Origin of the sequence: Bacillus sp. AY18-3 (genome assembly GCF_008042305.1) — a bacterium.
GTDB lineage: Bacteria > Bacillota > Bacilli > Bacillales > Bacillaceae_G > Bacillus_A > Bacillus_A wiedmannii.
Genome location: NZ_QKQR01000006.1, coordinates 376,661 through 400,766, shown reverse-complemented (window position 1 = coordinate 400,766; position 24,106 = coordinate 376,661). Strand labels below are relative to the sequence as shown.

Here is a 24,106-nt window from a genome sequence, read left to right as displayed (position 1 = left end):
ACCATAATTTTTTATATTCTTCTATGTAAATTTCGAATATTAAAAAAAGACTAACTTTCGCTAGTCTAAATGTTTCTTATATTCTCTTTGAGCGAAGAAGAAATAAATGATACATGCAGCGATATAAAACAGAATGAACAAACCTACTTTTCTTAATGATCCATCCATAAAAAGCGTATTATGAAACGTATATAACGCAACTGCACTATGCATACTCCCTACTATAATTGGCGCAAAAAATAGCATACATAATTGCCAACGAGAAATTTTCCATACTTCTTCCTTCGTCATTCCAAGTTTAGAGAGTGCACCATACTGCTTTCGGTCCGATGCAATATTATGGAACCATTTAAAATACACGATACTACATGAAGTAAGAAAGAACAATATACTAATAAATGAGCCTACAAATAGAGTAATATCGCCGCCTTCTTTCATATTTACATATAACTCCATATTGCTTCGAAATGCATTATTATCTTGTTTCATATGTTTCCGTAAATCTTCATTTAATCTCTTCGTCTTTTCGATATTTGGTAATGTGTAGCCTCTATATATCATTTTTTCAGAATCAGGAACCTGATTTGCTATACTATCAAAATCTTCATCATTCATAACGAAGAACAGACCATTAATGTGCGAAGGATGATAGTTAAATTGAACCCCTTCTTTCTGGCCGTTAAATACGAATTGATATGGTTGATTCATTACTTGCAATTGAATCTCTTTTTGATTATATACATTCGAATTATTGTATTTATTATAATAAACGAGTGTAACTGTTCCTTTTTTAGGATGATACGTTTTCTGTTTTTGTTTTCTTGCCTCTTGATTGTATTCACTTTCTTTAATGAGCGGCGCTACTTCTATTTCTCCCTTATTGGACTGAAAAGATGCATACACTCCAATAAAACTCATAGATTGAAAGTCATTATATCCATATTGGTGCAATAATTGTTCAACCGTGCCTTCCGCAAAGACTTCATGAGAAGAAGTACCCTTTTCTATGTAAGAAAATGAGTGTACGCCCCCGCTCCGCCACATATCTTGCATACCAGAAAAATATAAGAACACCGTACCTGTTGCCGTAACTACAAACGTCGTTGCCATTGACATTAGAAAGAAAAAACGACCATTTTCCTTCATTCGATGTGACAATTGATTCACTATAAATAAATACGGATATGTATACATAATCTTTTTATTTCGTTTTATTATTTCTAATATTTGAGCAGTGCCGTGTGTAAAAGAAAAATACGTTCCGAAAAAGACAAGTATAGACACAGGAAAAAAATAGAATGCTATCGTTGGTATAGTCGCTTGTAACGCTAACGCATATCCTATACCTAAGCAAATAAATCCGAATATACAAAGCCGCATTGATGTTTTCTTCTCTTTTCTATCCTTGCGAAATTCTTTTAATAACCGAATGATTTTTATATTCCATATACGCAAAGCACTTATAAAAGATAAGACAACAAATACGACCATATATACAATAAACGTTCCCCCGATTGCTCTCACGTCAAATATGACAGGGAGTTCTTTCGGAAGCCCCAGTAACATACTAAACACCATGAAGAAGAGCTTTAAAAAGATCATACCAAGCCCAATACCGAAAATATTAGCAAATACCCCGATCAATATTTGCTCGGTCATAATTACTCCTATTACGTTAGATTTCGTTGCTCCCATTAACATGTATAATCCTAATTCTTTCTTACGTGCCTCTATGAAAATAGAAGTAGAGTACAAAATAAATATGACAAAAAAAGAAATAATTATAACATTACATATGATAAGTCCCCAGCGTACGTTTTGATACCACATCGTCTCTTGCATATACGGATGTACAATGACAGACATGTATGCAAAAGACGCGAATATTGCAAAGCAACTACTTAAGAAAAACACTTTATAATTACGCCAATTTCCTTTTATATTTTGTAGCGCTAGTTGCCGAATGTTCATCTATCGTCCCCCTATAACTTACTACATAGGCAAAAAGCTAGAGGTTTCTCTAGCTTTGCACGTGTTTCAAATATCCTCTTTGTGCAATCATAAAGTAAATCGCAGAAGCTACAACGTACGTCCCAATTACAATCGCTCCTGATTTCCACAAATCGATATAAAGCATTTTCCCTAACGTATGAAGAGCAAATCCACTATGAATTGCACCGATTAAAATTGGGATAAAGAAGATAACGCCCATTTGTCGAATTGCAATTTTGCGAATTTCTTTATCTGTCATACCGATTCTCTTTAACGATTTAAATTGAATACGATCTTGTTCTTTATCGTTAAACCATTTAAAGTATGTCATACTACAAGCGAAGAAAAAGAACAGCACAGCTACGAAGAAACCGATAAACATCGTAATTGCTCCTGATTCCCTTATATTTTTATAAGCGAGCACTGAGTTGTTTAGTTCCATTTGCTTATCTGGTGCAATTTCATTTTTCAAATCTAACACAAGGTCTTCCGTACTTTTCCAGTCTTCTATATAATAACCGTAATATTTCGTCTTTTCTTCATTTGGTACAAGCTTTGCGTATTTCTCAAAATCTTGATCATTCACAATGAGATATTCACTATCATTAAAAACAGAAAATGGAGTTGGCTCATTTAATTGAACAGACTGCGTTTGGCCGTTCATTTTAAATTCATACGGTTTTGAACGATCTATCTTCATCATGTCGTTCGCTATATCCATTATGACCATCGTTGCACTACCTGGTGCATTATGAACTTCTCTAACTTGCTCTCTCTTTTGTTTACGTACTTCAGCGTTATATTCTTTTTCTGAAATAATCGCCATCGGCACTTCATGTTCACCGTTAAACATCGTGATTTTTTGACTTCCAGGAAGTTTTACGTACGTTACTTCTCGCACATCTTCAAATCCGTGTTTTTTTATTAATTCTTTTGCTTTTCCTTCTTTTATGACATTATGCGTATTTATTCCCTTTTCCTCGTACGAAATAGCATGCGGGGTACTAGTTGCTGCCTTATAACTCATATCCTCAAAAAACACGTACAGTGTACCAACTGCTGAAGATACAACCGCCGTAATAATAGAAATTACAAATAGAAAACGAGCATTATCTTTCATTTTATAAATAAGATTGCTAAGTACGAACATATTTGGATATGTATAAAAAGATTTTTTTCGTTTTTGTAACGCCTTTAATACGACTGTACTACCTTGTGTAAACAGTAAATAAGTTCCGCCTATCGTCAGCCCTACAATCGGTAAAAACAGAATGATAAAATTCATAAATGTCACTTGGAAGCTAAGTACATATGCAACAATAATACATCCTATACCAACTACACATAACGATGTAAATGCAAAAGGTTCTACTTTTTGTTTTCTTGCTTCTCTTAATAAATCAATAATTTGCAAGCGTCCTACTGTCCAAACACTAAACAATGATAGGATTAAAAATAGAATAAAGTATACACCTGCTGTAATAAGAATTGCTTTACTATTCCATACGAGTGGAAGTGTTTTATCTATTTTCAATATTACGCTTAATGCTTGGAAAAATAACTTTGAACAAAGCATGCCAAGCCCAATACCTACTACAATTGCAATACTACCTAACATAAGCTGTTCTAATATAATCATTCGGCCAAGTTGAGATTTTGTTCCACCTATTAATGTTAATAGACCAAACTCTTTTTTTCTTGCTCGTAAAAATGTTGAATTTGCATATAAAATAAAGAGTGCTGAGAAGATGACTACAATATAATTCATCGATTCTAGCCCTTTTGAAATCATCTCTCTCATACTAATATTACCACTTACGACATCTGGATGATAAATAAAGGAAGCATACATGAAAAATACGACAATCGATAAACAGCTACTAATAAGGAAAGCTTTATAATTACGCCAATTTCCTTTTACGTTATTAAGCGCGAGCTGGCGAAAGTTCATGATATTCTCCTCCTAGCATCGCAAGTACGTCCAGAATTTCTTGGAAAAAGGCTTGTTTCGTTCTTCCTTTATGTATTTCTGAGAAAATTTCTCCGTCGCGAATGAAAAGAATACGTTCGCAATAACTCGCTGCTACTGGATCATGCGTTACCATTGCAATTGTCACTTTCTTTTGTTCATGTAAATCTTGCAATGCACTCATTAATGATTTTGCTGACTTCGAATCTAAGTTTCCAGTTGGCTCATCCGCTAAAATTAGCGTAGGTTCATGAATGATCGCTCTCGCTGCTGCTGCACGTTGTTGTTGTCCGCCTGACACTTCATATACTTTTTTATTTAAAATTTCTTCGATATTTAAAAATTTTGCAATCTCAAGCACTTTCGCATCGATTTCATTTACAGATTTCTTCGCCATTACAAGTGGTAAAATGATATTTTCTTTAATCGATAACGTATCAAGTAAGTTAAAATCCTGGAAAATGAATCCTAAATGTGTACGGCGAAACTCCGCTAATTTTGCAGCACGCATTTGATTAATTTCTTCACCATTTACAAGCACATGACCTGAAGTTTGCTTATCAATTGTTGCTAATAAGTTTAAAAGCGTTGTTTTCCCGCTCCCTGAAGGCCCCATAATTCCTACAAATTCGCCTTCTTCTATTTTAAAATTTATATCGTTTAAAGCAGTCGTCGCTACTGAACCTTTTGATTGGTACACTTTTGTTAATCCTTTTACTTCAAGAACACTCATTTCTAGTCCCCCTATGTGTTTTCTTCTTACACTTACTATAAGAAAAATAAGAAAAAGAAACGAGTGATTTCCCTTACAAAACGTTTTGTTATCTTACAGTTTTGTCATTTTTCTCATTAATGTATGATATTCTTCATCTTTTGCAAATTGGAACGTGAATGTTGTCTCTTCCCCTTCAGCCGATTGCACATACATTCCATGATGTAAATTATCGCAAATTTCCTTCGTAATATATAAACCCATTCCAGTCGCTTCTCTCGTTTTACGGCCATTTATTCCCGTAAAGAATGGATCAAATATACGTTTTACATCTTGCTCTGGAATACCAATTCCATTGTCCTTAATATGTAGTAACACCTTTTGATCTTTCTCTTCAATTTGAAATTGAATTTCCTTTTTCTCTGCTTCTGAAATTTTCGTATACTTAATTGCATTTACAACAATTTGCCCTATAGCAATACTGAGCCATTTTCTATCAGAGGCAACCATACAAGTATCTTCATCAAACATTACTTTCGGAAATACCGACGATTGAATGAAAGATTTTCGATTTTCATTAATAATACCCCTGATGATATCTATCACATTTACTACTTCTACTTTATAATCTTTCGCAAATTGCTCTAACCTTGCCATATGTAACGCTAAATCTAAACCATTTAGTATACGATTATTTTCTTCACGAATACTTTCAACTGTTGCTCTTGCTTCACGATGCTCTTTACCAAACTTTTGCAATAGCAATTCTATAACCGATACTGGTGTTTTCATTTGATGAATCCATTGGTTCATAAATATCATTTGCTGTTGTTCTTTCGCATGTTGTTTATGAACTTCATTCATATATTGCTGTCTTAATAGCGTAAACGATTCAACAACCATCTCTTGCTCTGACGTATAAGAAGTATCAATAAGTAAAGAGTCGTGTAATGTATTTCCGCTAGCAACATATTTTTCGATTCTTTTTAAAAATACACTTCGTTTTCGATAGTCGTAAATGAGGTATACAGTAAATACAACTGTCCCTAATAAAAGCCCATATAACCACGTACTCCAATCAATGGATCTTTTTTCTAAAAGACTTTGCAACTGCAAAACGAGCCCAAATAAACAAAGGCTAATAATATAAGAAAGAAGTAAAGAAAAACGGTCCATGAGGTAATTTTTAACCTTCATGCCCTTCGCCCCACTCTGTAAGAAGCGCATAACCATATCCGCGTTTCGTTACAATCGCATTTTGAATGCCTAGCTCCTCTAGTTTCTTCCTTACGCGTTTTACATTTACGGTTAATGTATTATCATCAACAAAAGCTACCTCGTCCCACAGGGCTTCTAACAGTTCTTCACGCGTTACATATTGATTTGCTTGTTTCATTAAGCATTCTAATAAGTAAAATTCATTTTTTGTCAGCTCCGTTTGTTGCCCCTGCCACTCAACAATGTGCTGGGACGGAAATAACAACAGTCCATTTACACCTAAACAATCACTCTCAGCAACAGAGGCATACTCACCATAGCCACGGCGAAGTGCACTTTTCACCTTAGCCATTACAATATCTAAATGGAATGGCTTCGTAATGTAATCATCTCCGCCATTCTCGATCGCCATTACTTGATCCATTTCCCCTGTTCTTGCAGAAACAAAAATAATCGGCGCATTCGATACAGTACGAATTTGACGACACCAATAAAAACCATCAAAATATGGTAAATTAATATCCAGTAATACGAGATGAGGATTTATTTTCACGAACTCATCTTTTATATGACGTAAATCACTTGCTCTAAATGATTGATAGCCATACCTTTCTAAATGCTCCTCTAATATTCCCGCTATTTTTTCATCGTCTTCTACAATTAATATTTTATACATGTTCGTTTTCTCCCCATAAAAAATTCTTCCAAAGCCACTCCTTGTTCTATTATAAATTGAAAATTTAATTAGTGGGTATTTTTTCCTATATGAATCAGACATTTACAATAAAAAAAACTGCCATATTTCGGCAGTCTTAATCGATAAATTCAAATTGATATTCAAGAATTTTTACAATATCTCCGTCTACTGCACCACGTGCACGAAGGGCTTCATCAATACCCATTCCACGCATTTGACGAGCAAATCGGCGTACAGATTCATCACGTGAGAAGTCTGTCATTTTGAATGTTTTCTCAATATCATAACCAGAAATAACAAATGTGCCATCACTTTCGCGTGTAATTTCAAAATTAGATTCAGATTCAAATTTGTACATTACACTTGCTTCAGATTCTTCTACATCATCGTACATTGGGAATTCTGGTGTTGTTTCTAATAAGTTCGCTACTTCAAATAGTAAGTCACGAACACCTTGTTTCGTTACAGCTGAGATTGGGAAAATTTTCACTTCGTCTCCCAATTTTTCTTTAAATGCTTGTAAGTTTTCTTCTGCACCTGGCATATCCATTTTGTTTGCAACAACAACTTGTGGACGCTCAGTTAAACGCATATTGTATTCTTTTAGTTCACTATTGATTGTTACATAATCTTCATATGGCTCACGACCTTCTAAACCAGACATATCGATAACGTGCACGATTACACGTGTACGCTCAATATGACGTAAGAATTGGTGTCCAAGTCCGACGCCGGCATGTGCACCTTCAATTAGTCCAGGAAGGTCAGCCATAACGAAGCTGCGGTTATCACCAGTTTCAACAACACCAAGATTCGGAACGATTGTTGTAAAGTGATACTCTGCAATTTTTGGACGCGCTGATGATACAACAGATAATAATGTAGATTTACCTACACTTGGGAATCCAACAAGTCCAACATCTGCTAGCACTTTAAGTTCTAGCGTGACATCACGTTCTTGACCTGGTTCACCGTTCTCAGCGATTTCTGGCGCTGGGTTCGTCGGTGTTGCGAAACGTGAGTTACCACGACCACCGCGGCCACCCTTTGCGATTACAGCTGTTTGTCCATGCGTTACTAAATCGGCAAGAATTTCACCTGTTTTTTCATCTTTTACTATTGTTCCCGGTGGAACCTTTACGATTAAATCTTCAGATTTACGACCATGCTGACCTTTACTCATTCCATGCTGACCACGATCAGCTTTGAAATGACGTTGGTAGCGGAAGTCCATTAATGTACGTAAGCCTTCCTCAACAACAAAAACAACATCTGCACCTTTACCACCGTCGCCACCTGCTGGGCCACCTTTAGGTACATACTTCTCACGACGATACGCAACCATTCCGTTACCACCGTCGCCGCCTTTTACATATATCTTGACCTGATCTACAAACATTATTTCACCACACTTTTTTCGATTGGTTGTAATATAACTGAGACTTCTTCGTCTCGTACTGTATAAGAAATGGAATACCATTTATTGTTTTGGTTCGCAAGCCAATTCTGTAGTTTTTCTACACTCGTTAGCTTACCACGAAAATCAAAAAAGAAACGAGCATTCTCCGCGTCACATTCAATTGTGATACAAACATAATTTTCAACATATACGTCTAAACTATGCTGAAGTATTGAGAAAAATTGATTCGTCCATATACATACAGTCTCATCTAAGTGAGATAAGTTATGTAATTTCCCTAATACTTCGTACTCCAATAAGCACGGCTGCTGTTTCCAATTATATGTTAAAATCCACTCTGAAAATAAAGGCATTGATAGCCCTATCAGATTGGATTCTTGTCTCGCTTCTTGGACAAAACGATCGATGAGACTATGAATCTCTTCCACTTTTCCAAGGGAAAGGTTTCCTTTCACCATCTGCATACGATTGAGCCAATCATGTCTTGAATGACGCAATGCATCTATAATTGTCCATTTTTCATTCATTTAGATACCCCTTAATATAGAAAAACTCTAACCTGCACTCAGGTTAGAGTTTTCCGTGAGTTCTTATGCTTCTTGAGCAACAGGATATACGCTCACTTGTTTGCGGTCACGGCCAAGACGCTCAAAGCGTACTACGCCGTCAACTTTCGCGTATAAAGTGTCATCGCCACCACGACCAACGTTAACACCTGGATAAATTTTTGTACCGCGTTGACGGTAAAGAATTGAACCACCTGAAACCGTTTGACCATCTGCGCGTTTAGCACCAAGACGTTTTGACTGAGAGTCACGACCGTTCTTTGTACTACCTACACCTTTCTTAGATGCGAAAAACTGAAGATCTAATCTTAACATACGTTACACCTCCTGCACTTTTTCTATTAAACGGATATACTTTCCGTAATCAAGTTCGATCGTCTTAAGCGAAACAACCAATCCTTCTAAAAGCGTTTGTGCTTTTTCTGCTGTATGAACGTCTAAATCATTAGGCAATTCATACGTTAAGAATCCGCCATCACTTCCGAGTTCAATAGTTGCCTGCACATTACAAAGTTCTTCCACTGCATTTATAGAACCAAACACAACCGCTGTAGTTCCAGCACAGACAAGATCTTGTCCATGTGGCGCATAATCGGCATGTCCAGTCATTTTAAATGATTGGATACTTCCTAATTTCGTGCGACTTATCGTAATTTTAATCATGTTAACCTGGATTAAGCGTTGATAGCTTCAACAACTAGCTTAGTGTAAGGTTGACGATGACCTTGTTTCTTACGATTGTTCTTTTTCGCTTTGTATTTGAAAACGATAATTTTCTTAGCGCGACCTTGTTTTTCAACTTTCGCAGTAACTGTTGCACCTTCTACAACTGGGCTACCAACTTTAACGTTTTCGCCACCAACGAAAAGAACTTTGTCAAAAGTAACAGTTTCACCAGCTTCAACATCTAATTTTTCAATGTAGATTGCTTGACCAGCTTCAACTTTAATTTGTTTTCCACCTGTTTCGATAATTGCGTACATACTTGCACCTCCTCTTAATTACTAAGACTCGCCAAAAACGAGGTAGACATAAATGTCTTTAGGGAACCTGTCTTGTGCGGTTGTAGCATATAGCCGTTTAGGTGCTATAAACTATAACATAAAGATGTTATCATGAATCATAGACGGTTGTCAATAAATGTTCTGCTAACTATTTTTTCCGTTCTACAATTTCTGTTTTACTTCCAAAACGAATAATTGCGTACTTTTCGATCATATCATCTTTGAAATAAATTTCAAATGGAATATTTTTTTGTAATTCTTTTTGCAAAAATTGTTTTTGCAAATTTTTAGGTGCAGCGATTAATACTGCCTCATCCTCTATATTTCCATATGTGATTAGCTCTCTCTCTAACTCATACGCAATTGTTTCATATGACATTACATACCCCGTCGCTTTGCAAGGTACACACTCTTCTAGTAATACGTCGCGTAAAGAATGTTTCTTACGTTTACGTGTCATCTCCAAAATCCCTAACTCTGTAAAACCGAGCACTCTTGTATATGTGCGATCATTTTGCATAGCAGCCATCAGACATTCTCTTACCTTTTCTTTATCTTCTCTTCTTTTCATATTAATAAAATCAATTAATATCATACCACCGATATCACGCAGTCTTAATTGACGTGCAATCTCTTCAGCTGCCACTTCATTTGTACGAAGGACTGTATCTTGTAAATTCTGTTTTCCAGTAAACTTGCCCGTATTCACATCAATTACAGTCATCGTCTCCATTTGTTCCACAATTAAATAAGCACCATTCGGGAGCCACACAATTTTTTGAAGTGCTTTCTCGATCTCACGCTCTATTCCAAAATGGTTAAACATTGAAGATTTTTCATTATAAAAAGATACTTTTTCTTTTCCGACCTTTTCTTCTAATTCTTTTACTATACTTCTTGTATCTACAACTACTTTTTCAATCGTTTCAATCGGATTCTCTTGGAATACACGATCTAAAAAGGTCGCCGGTCGATGAAGTAGTAACGGTGCCTTTCCTTGGCCCTCTTTTCTTTTTAGCTCTTCATATAACTGCTGTAACCTTTGCATTTCAGCTTGTATTTCTTCAATTTCTCCTTTTTCAGAAGCAGAGCGGAAAATATAACCTCCTGTCCCTTCTACCTCAATTTGGAGTAGCTGTTGCCTTCTTTTATTATTTTTTATTTTTCGAGAAACCGCACGCATTTCATCATATGGCATATAAACGACATATTTCCCGGTAAATTCTATGTTTGCTGTCAATTTCGGCCCTTTCGTATCAATTGCCTCTTTCACAACTTGCACGAGTACCGCTTGCCCTTCATGTATACGATAAGAAGATGGTACATCATCGTATGAAAGGTACGCATGTTTTTCTAAACCGATGTTTACAAAAGCTGCGTTCATTCCAGCAATCGTTCTTACGATACGTCCAACATAAATATGCCCAACAATCTCTTGTTCTTCATTTCGTTTCCATAAAAACTCAACAATTTTTTTCTTCTCTTCAATTGCAACGCGTTTTTCCGATCCTGCATAGTTCATATATAACGTTTTCAAAATTCTTTCCTCACTTTATAATCTTCTTTGCTTTTACAATAATAAAAGGTTAGTGCTATCGTCAACACTAACCGATTAATTCTTCAACAGATGAAGTTGTTCGTTTTTCAGTAAAATACGCATAGAGTAATTCATTTTCATCCAATGTGTAATGTTCTTTATATTTTCCATGGACGATAATAGAGTGCTTATACCCTCTACGAAATTTTGTGAATATCTTATATAAATGATCTTCTGATTGCACTTCAATAGGTGCAATCTTTTCAATTCCTCTTTTGTTCCCATAATAACGTTCCAATAAAAAACGCATAAAGGAATACTGTCTTTGTTTCCACTCTTGATATAACGACACCGCTAAAAATATGAGTAGTACCCACATCATAATATTGTTACTATTCCAAAGTAACTGCCACACTAGTATTACACTAAAAAAAACACATGATAATTTCATCATCTTTTCATGTGCTTGTAAATAAGGAAAACGATATGATAATACGTTAAACAATACTTTTCCACCGTCAAGCGGCCAAATAGGTAGTAAATTAAATGCTAAAATAATTATATTATTCCATATAAAGAAATAATATAAATCCGCACCCAGCCAACCAGCTTCAAACACTATATAACCTACCACCATCATCCAAATATGTTGTATAGGCCCTGCAATTACAACAACAAGTTCCTCTTTCAATGACTTATTCCCGTGTTCCTCAAGCTCAGCCACACCACCAAACGGTAAAAGTTGAATCTTTTTAATACGCCAATTGTAGTGTGCCGCCGCAAAGGCATGCCCAAGTTCATGGATAAGAACGATACAAAATAACAGTATTAACTCTTTAAAACGTGCCGTAAAAATACCAATAACAATAATAACCCAAAACAACGGATGCACTGAAATCTTCGTTAAAACTTCTCTATATTTAATCAAATGAAATCACCTGAATCGGGTCAATAAATTTTTCATTCTTTTTTATCGCGAAATAAAACTTACCATTTTTATTATTTGCATCATTATTCACCGTTCCAATTTTTTGTTTCTTTGAAACGTAATCATATAATTTCACTGTCATGTCATTTAAATTCGCATACCACGATTCTGTTCCATCTGCATGCTGAATTTGAACCGTATTACCAAGTTCCTCTTTCTTACCAGCAAAAACAACTAGCCCTTCATTCACTGACTCAACAGTTGCATTTGTAGCTGTTTGGACAAATACACCTTGGCCATTTTTTTGAAACCCTTGCATTACCTTTCCTGAAGCAGGAATTGCATAATCTTTTTGCTGAATCGTTCCTTCTTTTTTCACATTAGGCGAATAAAATACAAGAGGTTTTCCAAACTGCTTTTCGTACCATTTCGCTACAGTAGCAAACTGAAATTCTTCTTTCATCACTTTTTCTGTAACTGCTTTCGCACCGTCGAAAGAAGAGGGTGCATTCTTATATAAAATAGCGACAGAAAGAACTAATATTGCTGATAACAAAACTTTGAAGAAAAATACTTCTTTTCGAAATAAAGGATGAATTTCCTTTTCTCCATCTTCAATAAATACTGTTTCACTATCAAAATTCCCTCCAGCAAAATACTGCTCTTCCTCCATCCTTTCTTGCTCTGCCTTCCTTTTCGCAATCCGTTTTTTAATTTCTTCTACACGTCTATTCTTCATACTGTCTCCTTTCTTTCGTTCAGCTAATTTACATAGAAACAGTTGTATACAGTTTGTACATATGTATGAGCAAAGAAAGGAAGATATTCGTGTGAAGAAAAAAGAAAGCACTTCGCATATGCGCGAAGTGCCTTTAACGGATTCCAAAGAAGTTTTTCATCTTTGTAAATACCGATACCTTTTCTTGTCCAAATGCTTGCAATGGTACATTCTCACCCAACAAGCGTCTTGCAATATTACGATAAGCTAACGCTGCTTTTCCGCTCGGTTGCAACGCTACAGGTTCACCTGTATTTGTAGCACGAATAACTTCATCATCATCTTCGACAACACCAAGAAGCTCGATTGACAATGTACGTACGATTTCATCAACATCTAACATATCCTGTTCATGAAGCATATGACTACGCACACGGTTAATAACAAGTTTCGGTGGTTCAATATCCTCTTTTTCTAAAAGCCCGATAATACGATCCGCATCGCGCATTGAGGATACTTCTGGCGTCGTAACAACGATTGCTTTATCCGCACCAGCTACCGCGTTTTTAAATCCCTGCTCAATCCCCGCAGGACAATCAATTAATATGTAATCATAATCTTGACGTAATACTTGTATTAATTCATCCATTTGTTCAGGTGTTACCGCTGATTTATCACTCGTTTGTGCTGCAGGTAATAAATAAAGATCATCAAAACGTTTATCTTTAATAAGAGCCTGAGGTAAACGGCAACGCCCTTCAACGACATCAACAAGATCAAATACAATACGATTTTCCAGCCCCATTACTACGTCTAAGTTTCGAAGACCGATATCTGTGTCAATTAAGCACACTTTCTTTCCAGATAACGCTAGGGCTGTACCAATGTTCGCAGACGTTGTAGTTTTACCTACACCGCCTTTTCCAGATGTAATTACTATTGCCTCTCCCACAGCTATACAATTCCCCTTTCTAACTTTGTTAAATTAGGTCTAAGATGAGTGAGAAGTTGCAGTCGATCGACAACAATGTGATTGTTCTCATTAATATACGCACATTCTGCCGCCTCCGCTCCGTCTTCTTTCTCTTCCGGAGCCCGCATTGCCACATCACTAATTCGAAGTTGCATTGGGTTCATAATAGATGCAGCGATTACAGCATCCGAATCCCCATAGTAACCCGCATGCGCAATTCCTCTTAATGATCCCACGACAAAAATATTCCCCCCAGCGATAACCGTTCCGCCTGGATTAACATCTCCAATTAACAATAAATTTCCTTTTACATGTAAAACTTGTCCAGAGCGAACAATTTTGGAAATAGGGACAATTTCTGTTTCTTCTTTCCAAGCTATTGCTTCTGCTTTAGTTATAACATCACTTTCAATTGAATCCACAACAAGATTCTTTTTATTACGAATTAACGTACGAATCTCTTCTTGTTGGACTTCTGTTAAATAACGATTTCCCACTTTCACATGCACTTCAATTAACGAGCGCCCATCACCATCATAGTAATGTGTAGAAAGCTTTTCATCCAATTCCTCCAGTAATTCAGAGAATGAACAGCAATCATCTAAATGAAGCGTTATTCCGTCTTTTGTCCCTTTTATTGTTACATTTTGTTGCTTTTTTTCTTCCACTAAAGTTCACCCCACCGATTCAATTCGACATAAAATTAGAAAATCCTTTTTTCTTTTTCTTCCATCGCTTTTGAAAGACGCACTAAATATCGTCTCAGTGGGAAACAAACTATCAATAAGAAAATTGCATTTAGCAATACAGTAGACAGGAGACGATCTGTGAAAAAGACATACGCTGACATATGAGTACGTCCTAACAAAGTTAAAAATCCATACACATAATACTCTAGTGCTACAATGCTAGCTAGTACAATAGAAGCAACAATAAATAAATTCAATTGTAGTATCTTCATCACACTATAAACTAAATAAGCTAAAATCGGATACGCAAAAATATATATACCGACAAGTTCTGTGTATACGGTATCAAATAAGAACCCAAATAATAGTCCGTAGTAAATCCCTTGGACCGGACTATAGTACACAGTAATAAAACATAATACAATTATAAAGAAATGAGGTGCTGCTATACTGTTTTTCCAAAAAACCTCCGTTGGAACAATAGTAGCAAACATATTTTCAAATAGAAAAACAAAAAGGAGCAAAAGAGGAAGAGCTGCTCTTTTTAAAATCTTCATCATCTCTTCTCCCCCTCCTATTCTAATGGCGCTGAAGGCTTTGCACGTTTCGCAACCATAACATGCTCTACGTCATTTAAATCAGCGGCAGGTTTTACATAAGCTGTTTTTGTTAAACCGTATGGATCTGGCTGAACATCAACGATTGTACCAATTACAAGACCTTTCGGGAAAATATCACCAAGTCCAGATGTTACAACTAGTTGATTGGTTTCTACTTTTGCATCAGAGCCGATCTTTGTGAAAAGAAGTAAGTGCTTTTCTTTGTCGTAACCTTCAATCAATCCAAAGATTTTCTCATCACCTTGCACGATAGCAGAAACACGATTTGTTCGGCTCATAGAACTTAGCAATTCTACTGATGATGTAAACTGAGATACACTTTTCACTCGTCCAACTAAACCTTGTGAAGTTACTACGGCCATATCTTTTTTAATTCCTTGCTGTGCCCCTTTATCAATTCCAACTAAATCGTACCATTTATCCGGGTTACGAGAAACGACAGTAGCTGGAATTTCAGTATAATCACTAGGCAACTCTTTTTTACCAGTTAACTCTTGTAACTTCTTTTTATCATCTTCTAATTGCTTTACGTCACCTGATAACTTTGCATAGTTATCTAATTTTGCTTTTAATTCTTTATTCTCTTCATACGTGCGCTTTACATCCTCTACATTTTCGAAGAATCCAGCTACGTATTTCGCTGGCTTTTGGAATACACGTTCTACAACACCGACAGTGTCTTTAACAAACTGCTCTGGCCATGTTAAACTGTTCCGTTCTTTCAATGAGATTCCAATCAATGCCACGAGAAGAATAATACTAACTAACAAAACAATTAATCTTTTGTTTAAGAAAAACTGTGGCACGTTCACACCCTCTTAATTTCATTGATTTTTATTTTGCAATATTATCGAGCAGCAGTTTTGAAAAGATCGATATTGTCTAATGCTTTACCTGTTCCAATTGCTACGCAATCTAATGGATCTTCTGCAACAAGGACTGGCATATTTGTTTCTTCACTAATCACTTTATCTAAGTTACGTAGTAATGCTCCGCCACCTGTTAATACGATACCACGGTCCATGATGTCTGCCGCTAATTCAGGTGGAGTTTTCTCTAACGTATTTTTAACAGATTCTACAATTGCATCTACTGTATCTTTTAATGCATCTGCAATTTCTTCTGGTTGAATTAGTACTGTTTTTGGTAAACCACTTACTAAATCACGACCACGAATTTCCATAGGCTCAATACCTTCTGGCTCGCCTGCAGAACCGATTTCTAATTTCAATGCTTCAGCTGTTCTTTCACCAATCATTAAGTTGTAGCTTTTCTTAATGTACTGAATGATTGAATCGTCCATATCATCACCAGCAACACGAACTGATTGACTTGTTACAATACCACCTAAAGAAATAATTGCAACTTCTGTTGTACCGCCACCGATATCAACAACCATGCTACCAGTTGGTTCCCAAACAGGTAAGTTTGCACCAATTGCTGCTGCAAATGGTTCTTCAATTGGATAAGCGTCACGAGCACCAGCTTGACGAGTCGCGTCAATTACTGCACGTCTTTCGACAGCTGTAATACCAGATGGTACACATACCATTACGTATGGTTTACGTGAGAAAAATCCATTTGATTTTTGAGCTTGTTGAATGTAATATTTCATCATTGTTGCTGTCGTTTCGTAATCAGCAATTACACCGTCTTTCATCGGGCGAAGTGCCACAACGTTTCCTGGTGTACGACCAATCATTTGTTTTGCATCGCTACCTACAGCAACGATTTGTTTCGTATCAGTTTGTAACGCTACTACTGAAGGTTCACGTAAGACTACACCTTTTCCTTTTACATATACAAGCGTGTTCGCAGTTCCTAAATCTATTCCAAGATCGCGAGTAAATCCACCAAATCCAAACATATTATTTATCTTCCTTTCTTGTTTTCACGGACTCATTTTTTCTTAATTTATATTATAAAAACAGTACGTTTTTTATATCTTTATCCTTTTTGTAGATAAATTTCTACAAAAAACTCATAAATCACATTATAAAACAAAATAAGTAAAAAGCATAGTCTTAAATATGACCTTTTTCCTTTAAACTCACGAATTTATGGTCGCCTATTATAATATGGTCAAGCACTTCAATTCCGATAATTCGGCCGCATTCTACTAAGCGTTTTGTTACTTCAATATCTTCTCGGCTCGGCGTGGGGTCTCCTGAGGGATGGTTATGAAGACATATGATAGAGGCTGCTGCGCGGCGGAACGCTTCTTTAAAAACTTCTCTTGGATGTACAATTGATGTGTTTAAACTTCCAATGAAAACCGTTTGCCTATGTATAACTTGATTTTTTGTATTTAAATATAAACATACAAAATGCTCCTGCTGCAGGAAGCGCATTTCTTCCATCATATATCTCGCACAATCTTCTGGGCTTCGAATGCTGTATCTATTTTGATATTCTAAACGTACCATTCTTCTACCAAGTTCAAAAGCAGCTATAAGCTGGGCTGCCTTTGCAATCCCAACACCATGTATACTGACAAGCTCTTCTAACGTTGCATCTTTCAACATACGTAAACCATCAAAGTGATGTAAAATTTTATCTGATAACTTTAAAACTGTTTCTTCTTTAGAACCTGTTCTAAGTAACACAGCAAGAAGCTCCCGATTCGATAAACTTCCAGCTCCTTCTAACAATAAACGCTCCCGTGGCTGTTCTTCTTTGACAACATCACGAATACCGTTCATTTCTCCACCCCTTTTATTTGTTCTCTCAAAGAAAATCCCATGCAATTTTACGCATGGGTTACATCAATATTAAATTGTTTTAATTCCCGAACAAGACGTGAAATTGGTAACCCGACTACACTATAGTAGTCCCCTTGAATATGTTGAACAAAAATAGACCCTTTACCTTGAATCCCATAACTTCCTGCTTTATCAAGAGGCTCTTTCGATGCAACATATGCGTCAATTTCTTCTTCTGTTAATTCCCAAAACGTAACTTCTGTACGCTCGTAAAAAGTGACTGTTTTGTCTTTCGCTATAATTGCAACACCCGTATACACCTCATGTGTTTTCCCTGATAATAATTGCAACATTTCTTTCGCCTCAGCCTCATTAGAAGGCTTTCCAAGTATACGCGACTCATATGTAACAATTGTGTCTGCACCTAACACAATGTGATCACTATTCGTTTCTGCTACCGCAGATGCTTTTTGCAAAGCAAGTGACATAACAATATCAGAAGGTGAGGAATACGCACCAATCTTTTCTTCTACTTCACTTACAATAATTTCAAATGGCACACCAGCTAACTCAAGTAATTCCTTCCTGCGAGGTGACCCTGAAGCTAAAATAATTTTTTTCATATTTTCTCCTTCCTTTCTCACATGAAGCAGAATCATTTACAACAATCGTATCAAAGGAATAGTTTGTCCACAAATGAAAGAAATATTATCTTCTCTATATAAAATAATACCTCTTTACTAACATACAATTATATTTCTGCCATAGAGAAAGCACTTTACTATAAATTCAAAAGAAAAGAAAGAAGTACCTACACTTCTTCCTTCGTCATTTCATTATCCTATTATTTCGCCTTTTGTGAAACAATTTTTTCATACGAAAGCATACCATCAATAATAACTTGATTTAGTTTCGCCAAAGATTCCTTATCATCTTTTCCGTCCTTCACTGTTTGCACAGCTACTGACGTATACATATACAATTTCTTCGCTTCTTCTTGCTTCATACTTTTCCCTTCTTTTTCAATCGCTTTCCACTCTTTTTCAATCGCCCCTATATCTTTCGCATTACTTTTTCCACTAGCTTGTACGCTGGAAGCATATTTTGCTAAATGAGTATATAATGGCTGTACTTTTGTGAAAAATGCCCCAACTTCTTTATCATCTTTAAGTAACGCTTTATCTGTTATATCCCAGTTCTTTTTCAATACGGAGACATTATCATTTTTATACTGCGTCATTAATTGATTTATGCCTTGTTCATCGCTAGCAATACCAACAACTAATGCATACTTATCACCGCTCGGTTTTAAAGCTGCAACGCCTCCATTACCTTTCCACTCTTCAAGAGCGGCCTGTCCCTTTTCTTCGGAAGAATAAATCCCTCCTTGCACAAAAAATAATTTCATTGGATCTAATGACGTTCCTGTCTGTGCTTTTTGTTTTTCCTCTTTTGGTGCCGGTGTTTGTTCTGCCGTTCCGCCCACCTTTGATTCTTCATTTCGCATCTGCTTCGAAGCTGTTACTTCGCTTCCCCCTGTCGCACCTTGTCCTTTAAGTAACTGTAGCATTCCCATCCCAAAAGCCGTACCAATAACAATCGCAGTGGCAACGATTGCAATTAACGTATTGCTCCACTTCTTTCGTTTTTTTTCCTTAGACACCAATTTCGCTTTTTGAAACGGAACAACGTTTTTCGGTCTTTCACTTTCTACTACCATCCATTCAAATTCATCTTTCTTCTTCTCCTCATACTTCGCTTCTGTTCCATTCACTTTCACTGAGATCGTTCGTGATTGCTTGTCCATACACTCACACCTCACCTCTTATCATTGTCCGCATCATATCATATTGATTTCACAAAAAAACGAGATATTTGTCAGAGGAATTCGCCAAATAACCCTATATATTTATCTTATATGTATGCATTTGACTTCATTTGTAGAACAAAAAAACTAGATAGCAAAGACTATCTAGTTTTTCTCGCGAATATATTTTCGAACTTCCGAAATGAAATAAAGAGAACCTGTTATGATAAAAACATCATTTTCTCCAATCATTTCAACCTTCGTATCAATTGCCTCTTTCCAATTTTCAAAAACTAGTTTTGACTCTTTCTTTGCATACGATGCAAGCTCGTCAGCAGAAATAGCACGATCAAAGGCGAATGTTGTAAAAATAATTTCATCGGCAATGGTTTCTAATTGATCTACCATATTATGCAATTGTTTATCACCTAGGGCAGTAAATAAAACTATTACATTTTTATCTTTGTAATGTGATTCTACTGTTTTCACAAGACTTTCGATACCTTCTGGGTTATGGGCACCATCTATAATAATATCTGGATTGCTTTGCAGTTTTTCAAATCGACCAATCCAATACGCTTCCTGTAATCCAGTTCTTATTTCTACTTCCTCAATTAAAAATGATAAGTATGTTTTGACATACATGACTGCCATAAGTGCAAGTGCTGCGTTTCCTACTTGGTGAACACCTTTCATTGAGATTCGCACATCTTCAAAAGTGGCGAAAGGACAAGTGAAATCGAACCGTTCTCCATCTTCGCCAGACTGTTTATGTAACGCTGTAAAATGCTTGCCCATCTCGTATAAGTTTGCATGATTTTCCTTTGCAACTTTTTGAATGACTTGCAATGCTTCCTCATCTTGTACACCAGTAATAACCGGAACACCAGACTTAATAATCCCCGCCTTTTCATATGCAATTTCTCCTAGTGTATTCCCTAAAATATGCATATGATCGTGGCCGATATTTGTAATAATCGTGAGAACAGGATGAATAACATTCGTAGAATCAAAGCGCCCTCCAAGCCCTGTTTCAAATAAAACAACATCACAGAAATTAACTTTACCGAAATAACAAATTGCCATAACAGTAATAATTTCAAACTCAGTCGCTTCCCCTAAATCCGTCCCATCTAGTTTTTCAACGACTGGCTTTACCATCTTTACAAGTTCAGTAATCTCTTCATCTGCAATTGGTGTCCCGTTCACACTAATACGTTCGTTAAATGTTTCAATATATGGAGAGGTAAATGTTCCTACCTTATATTTTGCATCTTCTAACATGTAGCGCATATATGTTAACGTTGAACCTTTTCCATTTGTACCAGCAAGATGAACACATTTTATGTGACGCTCTGGATTTCCGAGCTCTTCTAGCATCCATTTCATTCTTTCTAATCCCGGTTTAATACCAAACTTCAATCGGCTATGAATCCACCCTATCGCTTCTTCGTATGTATGTATCACGTATGCTTCCCCTTTCAAAAGACAACCTTCATACTCCTATTATACGCAAAGAAAAGAGACTCACCAATATAGTGAGCCTCTAAAAAATATTTTACTTTTCAAGATCTGCTAGACGTTGGCGAACTGCTTCACGTTTTTCTAGGTAGTCTTGCTCTTTCGCACGCTCTCCGTCAATAACTGCTGCAGGAGCTTTCGCTACGAAACCTTGGTTTGAAAGTTTCTTCTGTACACGTTCTACTTCTTTGTCGAACTTCTCAAATTCTTTCTCAAGACGTGCTCTCTCTTCATCAAGATTGATAAGATCAGCTAACGGTAAGAATAACTCTGCACCTGATACGATTGCAGTCATTGCTTTTTCTGGTGCTTGTAAATCCGTTTGAATTATTAATTCGCTTGGGTTACAGAAACGCTCAATGTAAGAGCTGTTTTTCGTAAGTTGAGCAAGTACAGCCTCATCTTTTGCTTTAATTTGCATTTGAACTTTTTTGCTCATTGGCGTATTAACTTCTGCACGGATGTTACGAACAGAGCGAATGATATCAACTAGAAGGTGCATTTCTGCCGCAGCTTCTGTATCTTGTAAATCTTCACGAACTGTTGGCCATGCTGCTACTGTAATAGATTCGCCTTCATGCGGTAAATGTTGCCAAATCTTCTCTGTTACGAATGGCATGAATGGGTGTAATAGACGCATTGTTTGGTCTAATACGTAAGCTAAAATAGAACGAGTTGTTTTCTTAGCTGCTTCATCTTCACCGTATAGTGGAAGTTTCGCCATTTCAATGTACCAGTCACAGAAATCGTCCCAAATGAAGTTGTATAATGAACGACCAGCTTCACCGAACTCATATTTATCCATGTTACGCGTTACGCTTTCGATTGTTTCGTTTAAGCGAGTTAAAATCCACTTATCCGCAACTGATTTTTCACCAGTTAAATCGATTTCTTCATACTTCATATCATCCATGTTCATTAATACGAAACGTGATGCGTTCCAAATTTTATTAATGAAGTTCCAAGTAGACTCTACTTTTTCCATACTGAAACGTAAATCTTGACCTGGTGCGCTTCCTGTTGATAAGAAATAGCGCATTGCATCTGCACCGTACTTCTCGATAACATCCATTGGATCAATACCGTTACCAAGAGATTTACTCATTTTACGTCCTTGCTCATCACGAACTAAACCGTGAATTAATACATCTTTAAATGGACGCTCGCCTGTAAACTCTAAACCTTGGAAAATCATACGAGATACCCAGAAGAAGATGATGTCATAACCCGTTACTAATGCATCTGTTGAATAGTAACGTTTAAAGTCTGCTGCATCTTCATTAGGCCAACCAAGTGTTGAGAATGGCCATAACGCTGAACTGAACCATGTATCAAGTACATCGTTATCTTGATTCCAGTTTTCAATATCTGCTGGTGCATCTGTACCTACGTATACTTCACCAGTTTCTTTATGATACCAAGCTGGAATACGGTGTCCCCACCATAATTGACGAGAAATACACCAGTCGTGAATGTTTTCCATCCAGCGTAAGTATGTGTTTTCAAAACGTTCTGGTACGAACGTTACTTTCTCTTCTTCTTTTTGTTGAAGCTCTACTGCCTTCTCAGCAAGTGGAGCCATTTTTACGAACCATTGTGTTGATAAGTAAGGCTCAACAACTGCACCACTACGCTCACTATGACCTACTGAATGCATATGAGGCTCGATTTCTACTAATACGCCCGCTTCTTGTAAGTCCTTCACTAACGCTTTACGGCATTCGAAACGATCCATACCGTTATACTTACCAGCTTTTTCGTTCATTGATCCATCTTCGTTCATTACTAAGATACGTGGTAAGTCATGACGGTTACCTACTTCAAAGTCATTCGGGTCATGAGCTGGTGTAATTTTTACAACGCCTGTTCCGAAATCTTTTTCTACGTACTCATCAGCAATAATCGGAATCTCACGGCCTACGATTGGAAGTGTAACTGTTTTCCCGATTAAATGTTTGTAACGATCGTCTTCTGGATGAACTGCTACTGCTGTATCACCAAGCATCGTTTCTGGACGAGTAGTAGCAAGACGAATATGACCAGAACCATCTGTTAACGGATAGTTCATATGGTAGAATGCACCTTGAACTTCTTTATGAATTACTTCAATATCAGAAAGAGCTGTGCGTGTTGCTGGGTCCCAGTTGATAATATATTCACCGCGGTAAATTAAGCCTTTTTCGTATAATTGAACGAATACTTTATTAACCGCATCAGATAAACCTTCGTCTAATGTGAAACGTTCACGAGAATAGTCTAATCCTAAACCAACTTTCCCCCATTGTTGACGAATGTGAGACGCGTATTCCTCTTTCCATTCCCAAGCTTTTTCAAGGAATTTCTCACGGCCAAGATCGTAACGTGAAATACCTTCTTCACGAAGTTTCCCTTCTACTTTCGCTTGTGTTGCGATACCCGCATGGTCCATTCCTGGAAGCCATAATACATCGTAACCTTGCATACGCTTCGTACGAGTTAAAATATCTTGAAGAGTTGTATCCCAAGCATGACCTAAGTGTAACTTACCAGTTACGTTCGGAGGTGGAATTACAATTGTGTATGGTTGTTTCTTCTCATCTCCTGTTGCTTCGAAATATTTGCCTTCAAGCCACCATTGATAAAGGCCTTCTTCAACGGACATATGATCATATTTAGTTGGTAAATTCTTTTCCGTGTTTGACATTATTTTCCCTCCTTAAAATAAAAAATGCCCCTCATCCAAAAAGGACGAGGGACATCGCGGTACCACCTTTATTTACAAACAAATTCAGGAATTTGCTTATACTCTTAATTTGATAACGGACAAATCCGTCTTTTCCTAATGAGAACTATTCCGTTCAGAAAAGATGCTCCAGGGCTACCTTCTAACATAACTATCTAGAGAATCTCCCAGCTAATGATTCTCCTCTCTGAAGACGTTTCTTGTTATACTCTTCCCCTTCAAGGCATTTATATGATTGTTAATTATTATATACAATAGTGTAAAAAACGAAACCCTATTCGTCAAGATAAATTTAATACTACGGATTTTTG

General features: G+C 36.7%; 23 protein-coding genes and 2 other annotated features. All 23 genes read right to left on the bottom strand.

Features of this window, described 5'->3' with window-relative positions; all coding sequences use genetic code 11:
* Positions 1 to 60: 60 nt before the first annotated feature.
* The 23 genes from DM800_RS07385 to DM800_RS07275 all read right to left on the bottom strand — a co-directional run bounded on the left by DM800_RS07385 (position 61) and on the right by DM800_RS07275 (position 23,756).
* A complete protein-coding gene (locus tag DM800_RS07385) occupies positions 61 to 1,971 on the bottom strand; it encodes an ABC transporter permease (protein ID WP_147786652.1) in 1,911 nt (636 codons plus the stop codon).
* A 49-nt stretch (positions 1,972 to 2,020) separates the two neighbouring features.
* Positions 2,021 to 3,943 carry an ABC transporter permease gene (locus tag DM800_RS07380; RefSeq protein WP_147786651.1) on the bottom strand — a complete coding sequence of 641 codons (1,923 nt, stop codon included), beginning with the start codon at positions 3,941 to 3,943 and terminating at the stop codon, positions 2,021 to 2,023.
* Positions 3,918 to 4,694: an ABC transporter ATP-binding protein gene (locus tag DM800_RS07375; protein WP_000114530.1), complete on the bottom strand. Its 777-nt coding sequence runs from the start codon at positions 4,692 to 4,694 to the stop codon at positions 3,918 to 3,920. Before DM800_RS07375 ends, DM800_RS07380 begins: the two co-directional genes overlap by 26 nt.
* A 93-nt stretch (positions 4,695 to 4,787) precedes the next feature.
* Complete coding sequence (locus tag DM800_RS07370; protein ID WP_147786650.1) at positions 4,788 to 5,870, bottom strand: HAMP domain-containing histidine kinase; 1,083 nt, start codon at positions 5,868 to 5,870, stop codon at positions 4,788 to 4,790.
* Positions 5,860 to 6,567 (bottom strand): response regulator transcription factor, encoded by a 708-nt coding sequence (locus DM800_RS07365; protein ID WP_000276710.1) that lies wholly within the window; start codon positions 6,565 to 6,567, stop codon positions 5,860 to 5,862. Before DM800_RS07365 ends, DM800_RS07370 begins: the two co-directional genes overlap by 11 nt.
* Positions 6,568 to 6,703: 136 nt before the next feature.
* A complete protein-coding gene (obgE, locus tag DM800_RS07360) occupies positions 6,704 to 7,987 on the bottom strand; it encodes a GTPase ObgE (protein WP_000497119.1) in 1,284 nt (427 codons plus the stop codon).
* The gene (locus DM800_RS07355) at positions 7,987 to 8,535 is read right to left on the bottom strand and encodes a sporulation initiation phosphotransferase B (protein ID WP_098135103.1); all 549 of its coding nucleotides are present in this window, start codon (positions 8,533 to 8,535) and stop codon (positions 7,987 to 7,989) included. Before DM800_RS07355 ends, obgE begins: the two co-directional genes overlap by 1 nt.
* Positions 8,536 to 8,598: 63 nt before the next feature.
* On the bottom strand, positions 8,599 to 8,889 hold the full coding sequence (rpmA, locus tag DM800_RS07350) for a 50S ribosomal protein L27 (protein ID WP_000944957.1): 291 nt from the start codon (positions 8,887 to 8,889) through the stop codon (positions 8,599 to 8,601).
* A gap of 3 nt (positions 8,890 to 8,892) precedes the next feature.
* Positions 8,893 to 9,237, bottom strand: coding sequence for a ribosomal-processing cysteine protease Prp (locus DM800_RS07345; protein ID WP_002001054.1), 345 nt, complete (start codon positions 9,235 to 9,237; stop codon positions 8,893 to 8,895).
* Between the two features lie 11 nt (positions 9,238 to 9,248).
* On the bottom strand, positions 9,249 to 9,557 hold the full coding sequence (gene rplU, locus DM800_RS07340; RefSeq protein ID WP_000270907.1) for a 50S ribosomal protein L21: 309 nt from the start codon (positions 9,555 to 9,557) through the stop codon (positions 9,249 to 9,251).
* A 14-nt stretch (positions 9,558 to 9,571) separates the two neighbouring features.
* Positions 9,572 to 9,649 (bottom strand) — a sequence feature (ribosomal protein L21 leader region).
* Positions 9,650 to 9,726: 77 nt separating this feature from the next.
* Positions 9,727 to 11,115: an Rne/Rng family ribonuclease gene (locus DM800_RS07335; RefSeq protein ID WP_131932587.1), complete on the bottom strand. Its 1,389-nt coding sequence runs from the start codon at positions 11,113 to 11,115 to the stop codon at positions 9,727 to 9,729.
* A 67-nt stretch (positions 11,116 to 11,182) separates the two neighbouring features.
* Positions 11,183 to 12,043, bottom strand: coding sequence for a stage IV sporulation intramembrane metalloprotease SpoIVFB (gene spoIVFB / locus DM800_RS07330; RefSeq protein WP_088064477.1), 861 nt, complete (start codon positions 12,041 to 12,043; stop codon positions 11,183 to 11,185).
* A complete protein-coding gene (gene spoIVFA, locus DM800_RS07325) occupies positions 12,036 to 12,782 on the bottom strand; it encodes a stage IV sporulation protein SpoIVFA (protein WP_098147341.1) in 747 nt (248 codons plus the stop codon). The genes spoIVFB and spoIVFA overlap by 8 nt, the downstream gene beginning before the upstream one ends.
* Positions 12,783 to 12,915: 133 nt before the next feature.
* Positions 12,916 to 13,713 carry a septum site-determining protein MinD gene (minD, locus tag DM800_RS07320; protein WP_000503312.1) on the bottom strand — a complete coding sequence of 266 codons (798 nt, stop codon included), beginning with the start codon at positions 13,711 to 13,713 and terminating at the stop codon, positions 12,916 to 12,918.
* 2 nt (positions 13,714 to 13,715) lie between these two features.
* Positions 13,716 to 14,402, bottom strand: a complete 687-nt coding sequence (gene minC, locus DM800_RS07315; RefSeq protein WP_097907313.1) for a septum site-determining protein MinC — start codon at positions 14,400 to 14,402, stop codon at positions 13,716 to 13,718.
* Positions 14,403 to 14,437: 35 nt separating this feature from the next.
* A complete protein-coding gene (gene mreD, locus DM800_RS07310; protein ID WP_088609684.1) occupies positions 14,438 to 14,983 on the bottom strand; it encodes a rod shape-determining protein MreD in 546 nt (181 codons plus the stop codon).
* A 14-nt stretch (positions 14,984 to 14,997) separates the two neighbouring features.
* Positions 14,998 to 15,849, bottom strand: a complete 852-nt coding sequence (mreC, locus tag DM800_RS07305; protein WP_098147343.1) for a rod shape-determining protein MreC — start codon at positions 15,847 to 15,849, stop codon at positions 14,998 to 15,000.
* A gap of 41 nt (positions 15,850 to 15,890) precedes the next feature.
* Positions 15,891 to 16,910 (bottom strand): cell shape-determining protein MreB, encoded by a 1,020-nt coding sequence (mreB, locus tag DM800_RS07300; RefSeq protein ID WP_000466737.1) that lies wholly within the window; start codon positions 16,908 to 16,910, stop codon positions 15,891 to 15,893.
* Between the two features lie 157 nt (positions 16,911 to 17,067).
* The gene (gene radC / locus DM800_RS07295) at positions 17,068 to 17,745 is read right to left on the bottom strand and encodes a DNA repair protein RadC (RefSeq protein WP_137035724.1); all 678 of its coding nucleotides are present in this window, start codon (positions 17,743 to 17,745) and stop codon (positions 17,068 to 17,070) included.
* Between the two features lie 47 nt (positions 17,746 to 17,792).
* Entirely contained in the window at positions 17,793 to 18,368 is a 576-nt protein-coding gene (locus DM800_RS07290; protein ID WP_097889236.1) for a Maf family protein, read from the bottom strand.
* A 221-nt stretch (positions 18,369 to 18,589) separates the two neighbouring features.
* A complete protein-coding gene (locus DM800_RS07285) occupies positions 18,590 to 19,552 on the bottom strand; it encodes a stage II sporulation protein B (RefSeq protein WP_147786649.1) in 963 nt (320 codons plus the stop codon).
* Between the two features lie 165 nt (positions 19,553 to 19,717).
* The gene (locus tag DM800_RS07280) at positions 19,718 to 21,019 is read right to left on the bottom strand and encodes a bifunctional folylpolyglutamate synthase/dihydrofolate synthase (protein ID WP_147786648.1); all 1,302 of its coding nucleotides are present in this window, start codon (positions 21,017 to 21,019) and stop codon (positions 19,718 to 19,720) included.
* 91 nt (positions 21,020 to 21,110) lie between these two features.
* Positions 21,111 to 23,756, bottom strand: coding sequence for a valine--tRNA ligase (locus DM800_RS07275; RefSeq protein WP_088064509.1), 2,646 nt, complete (start codon positions 23,754 to 23,756; stop codon positions 21,111 to 21,113).
* A gap of 37 nt (positions 23,757 to 23,793) precedes the next feature.
* Positions 23,794 to 24,026, bottom strand: a binding site (T-box leader).
* Positions 24,027 to 24,106 lie beyond the last annotated feature (80 nt).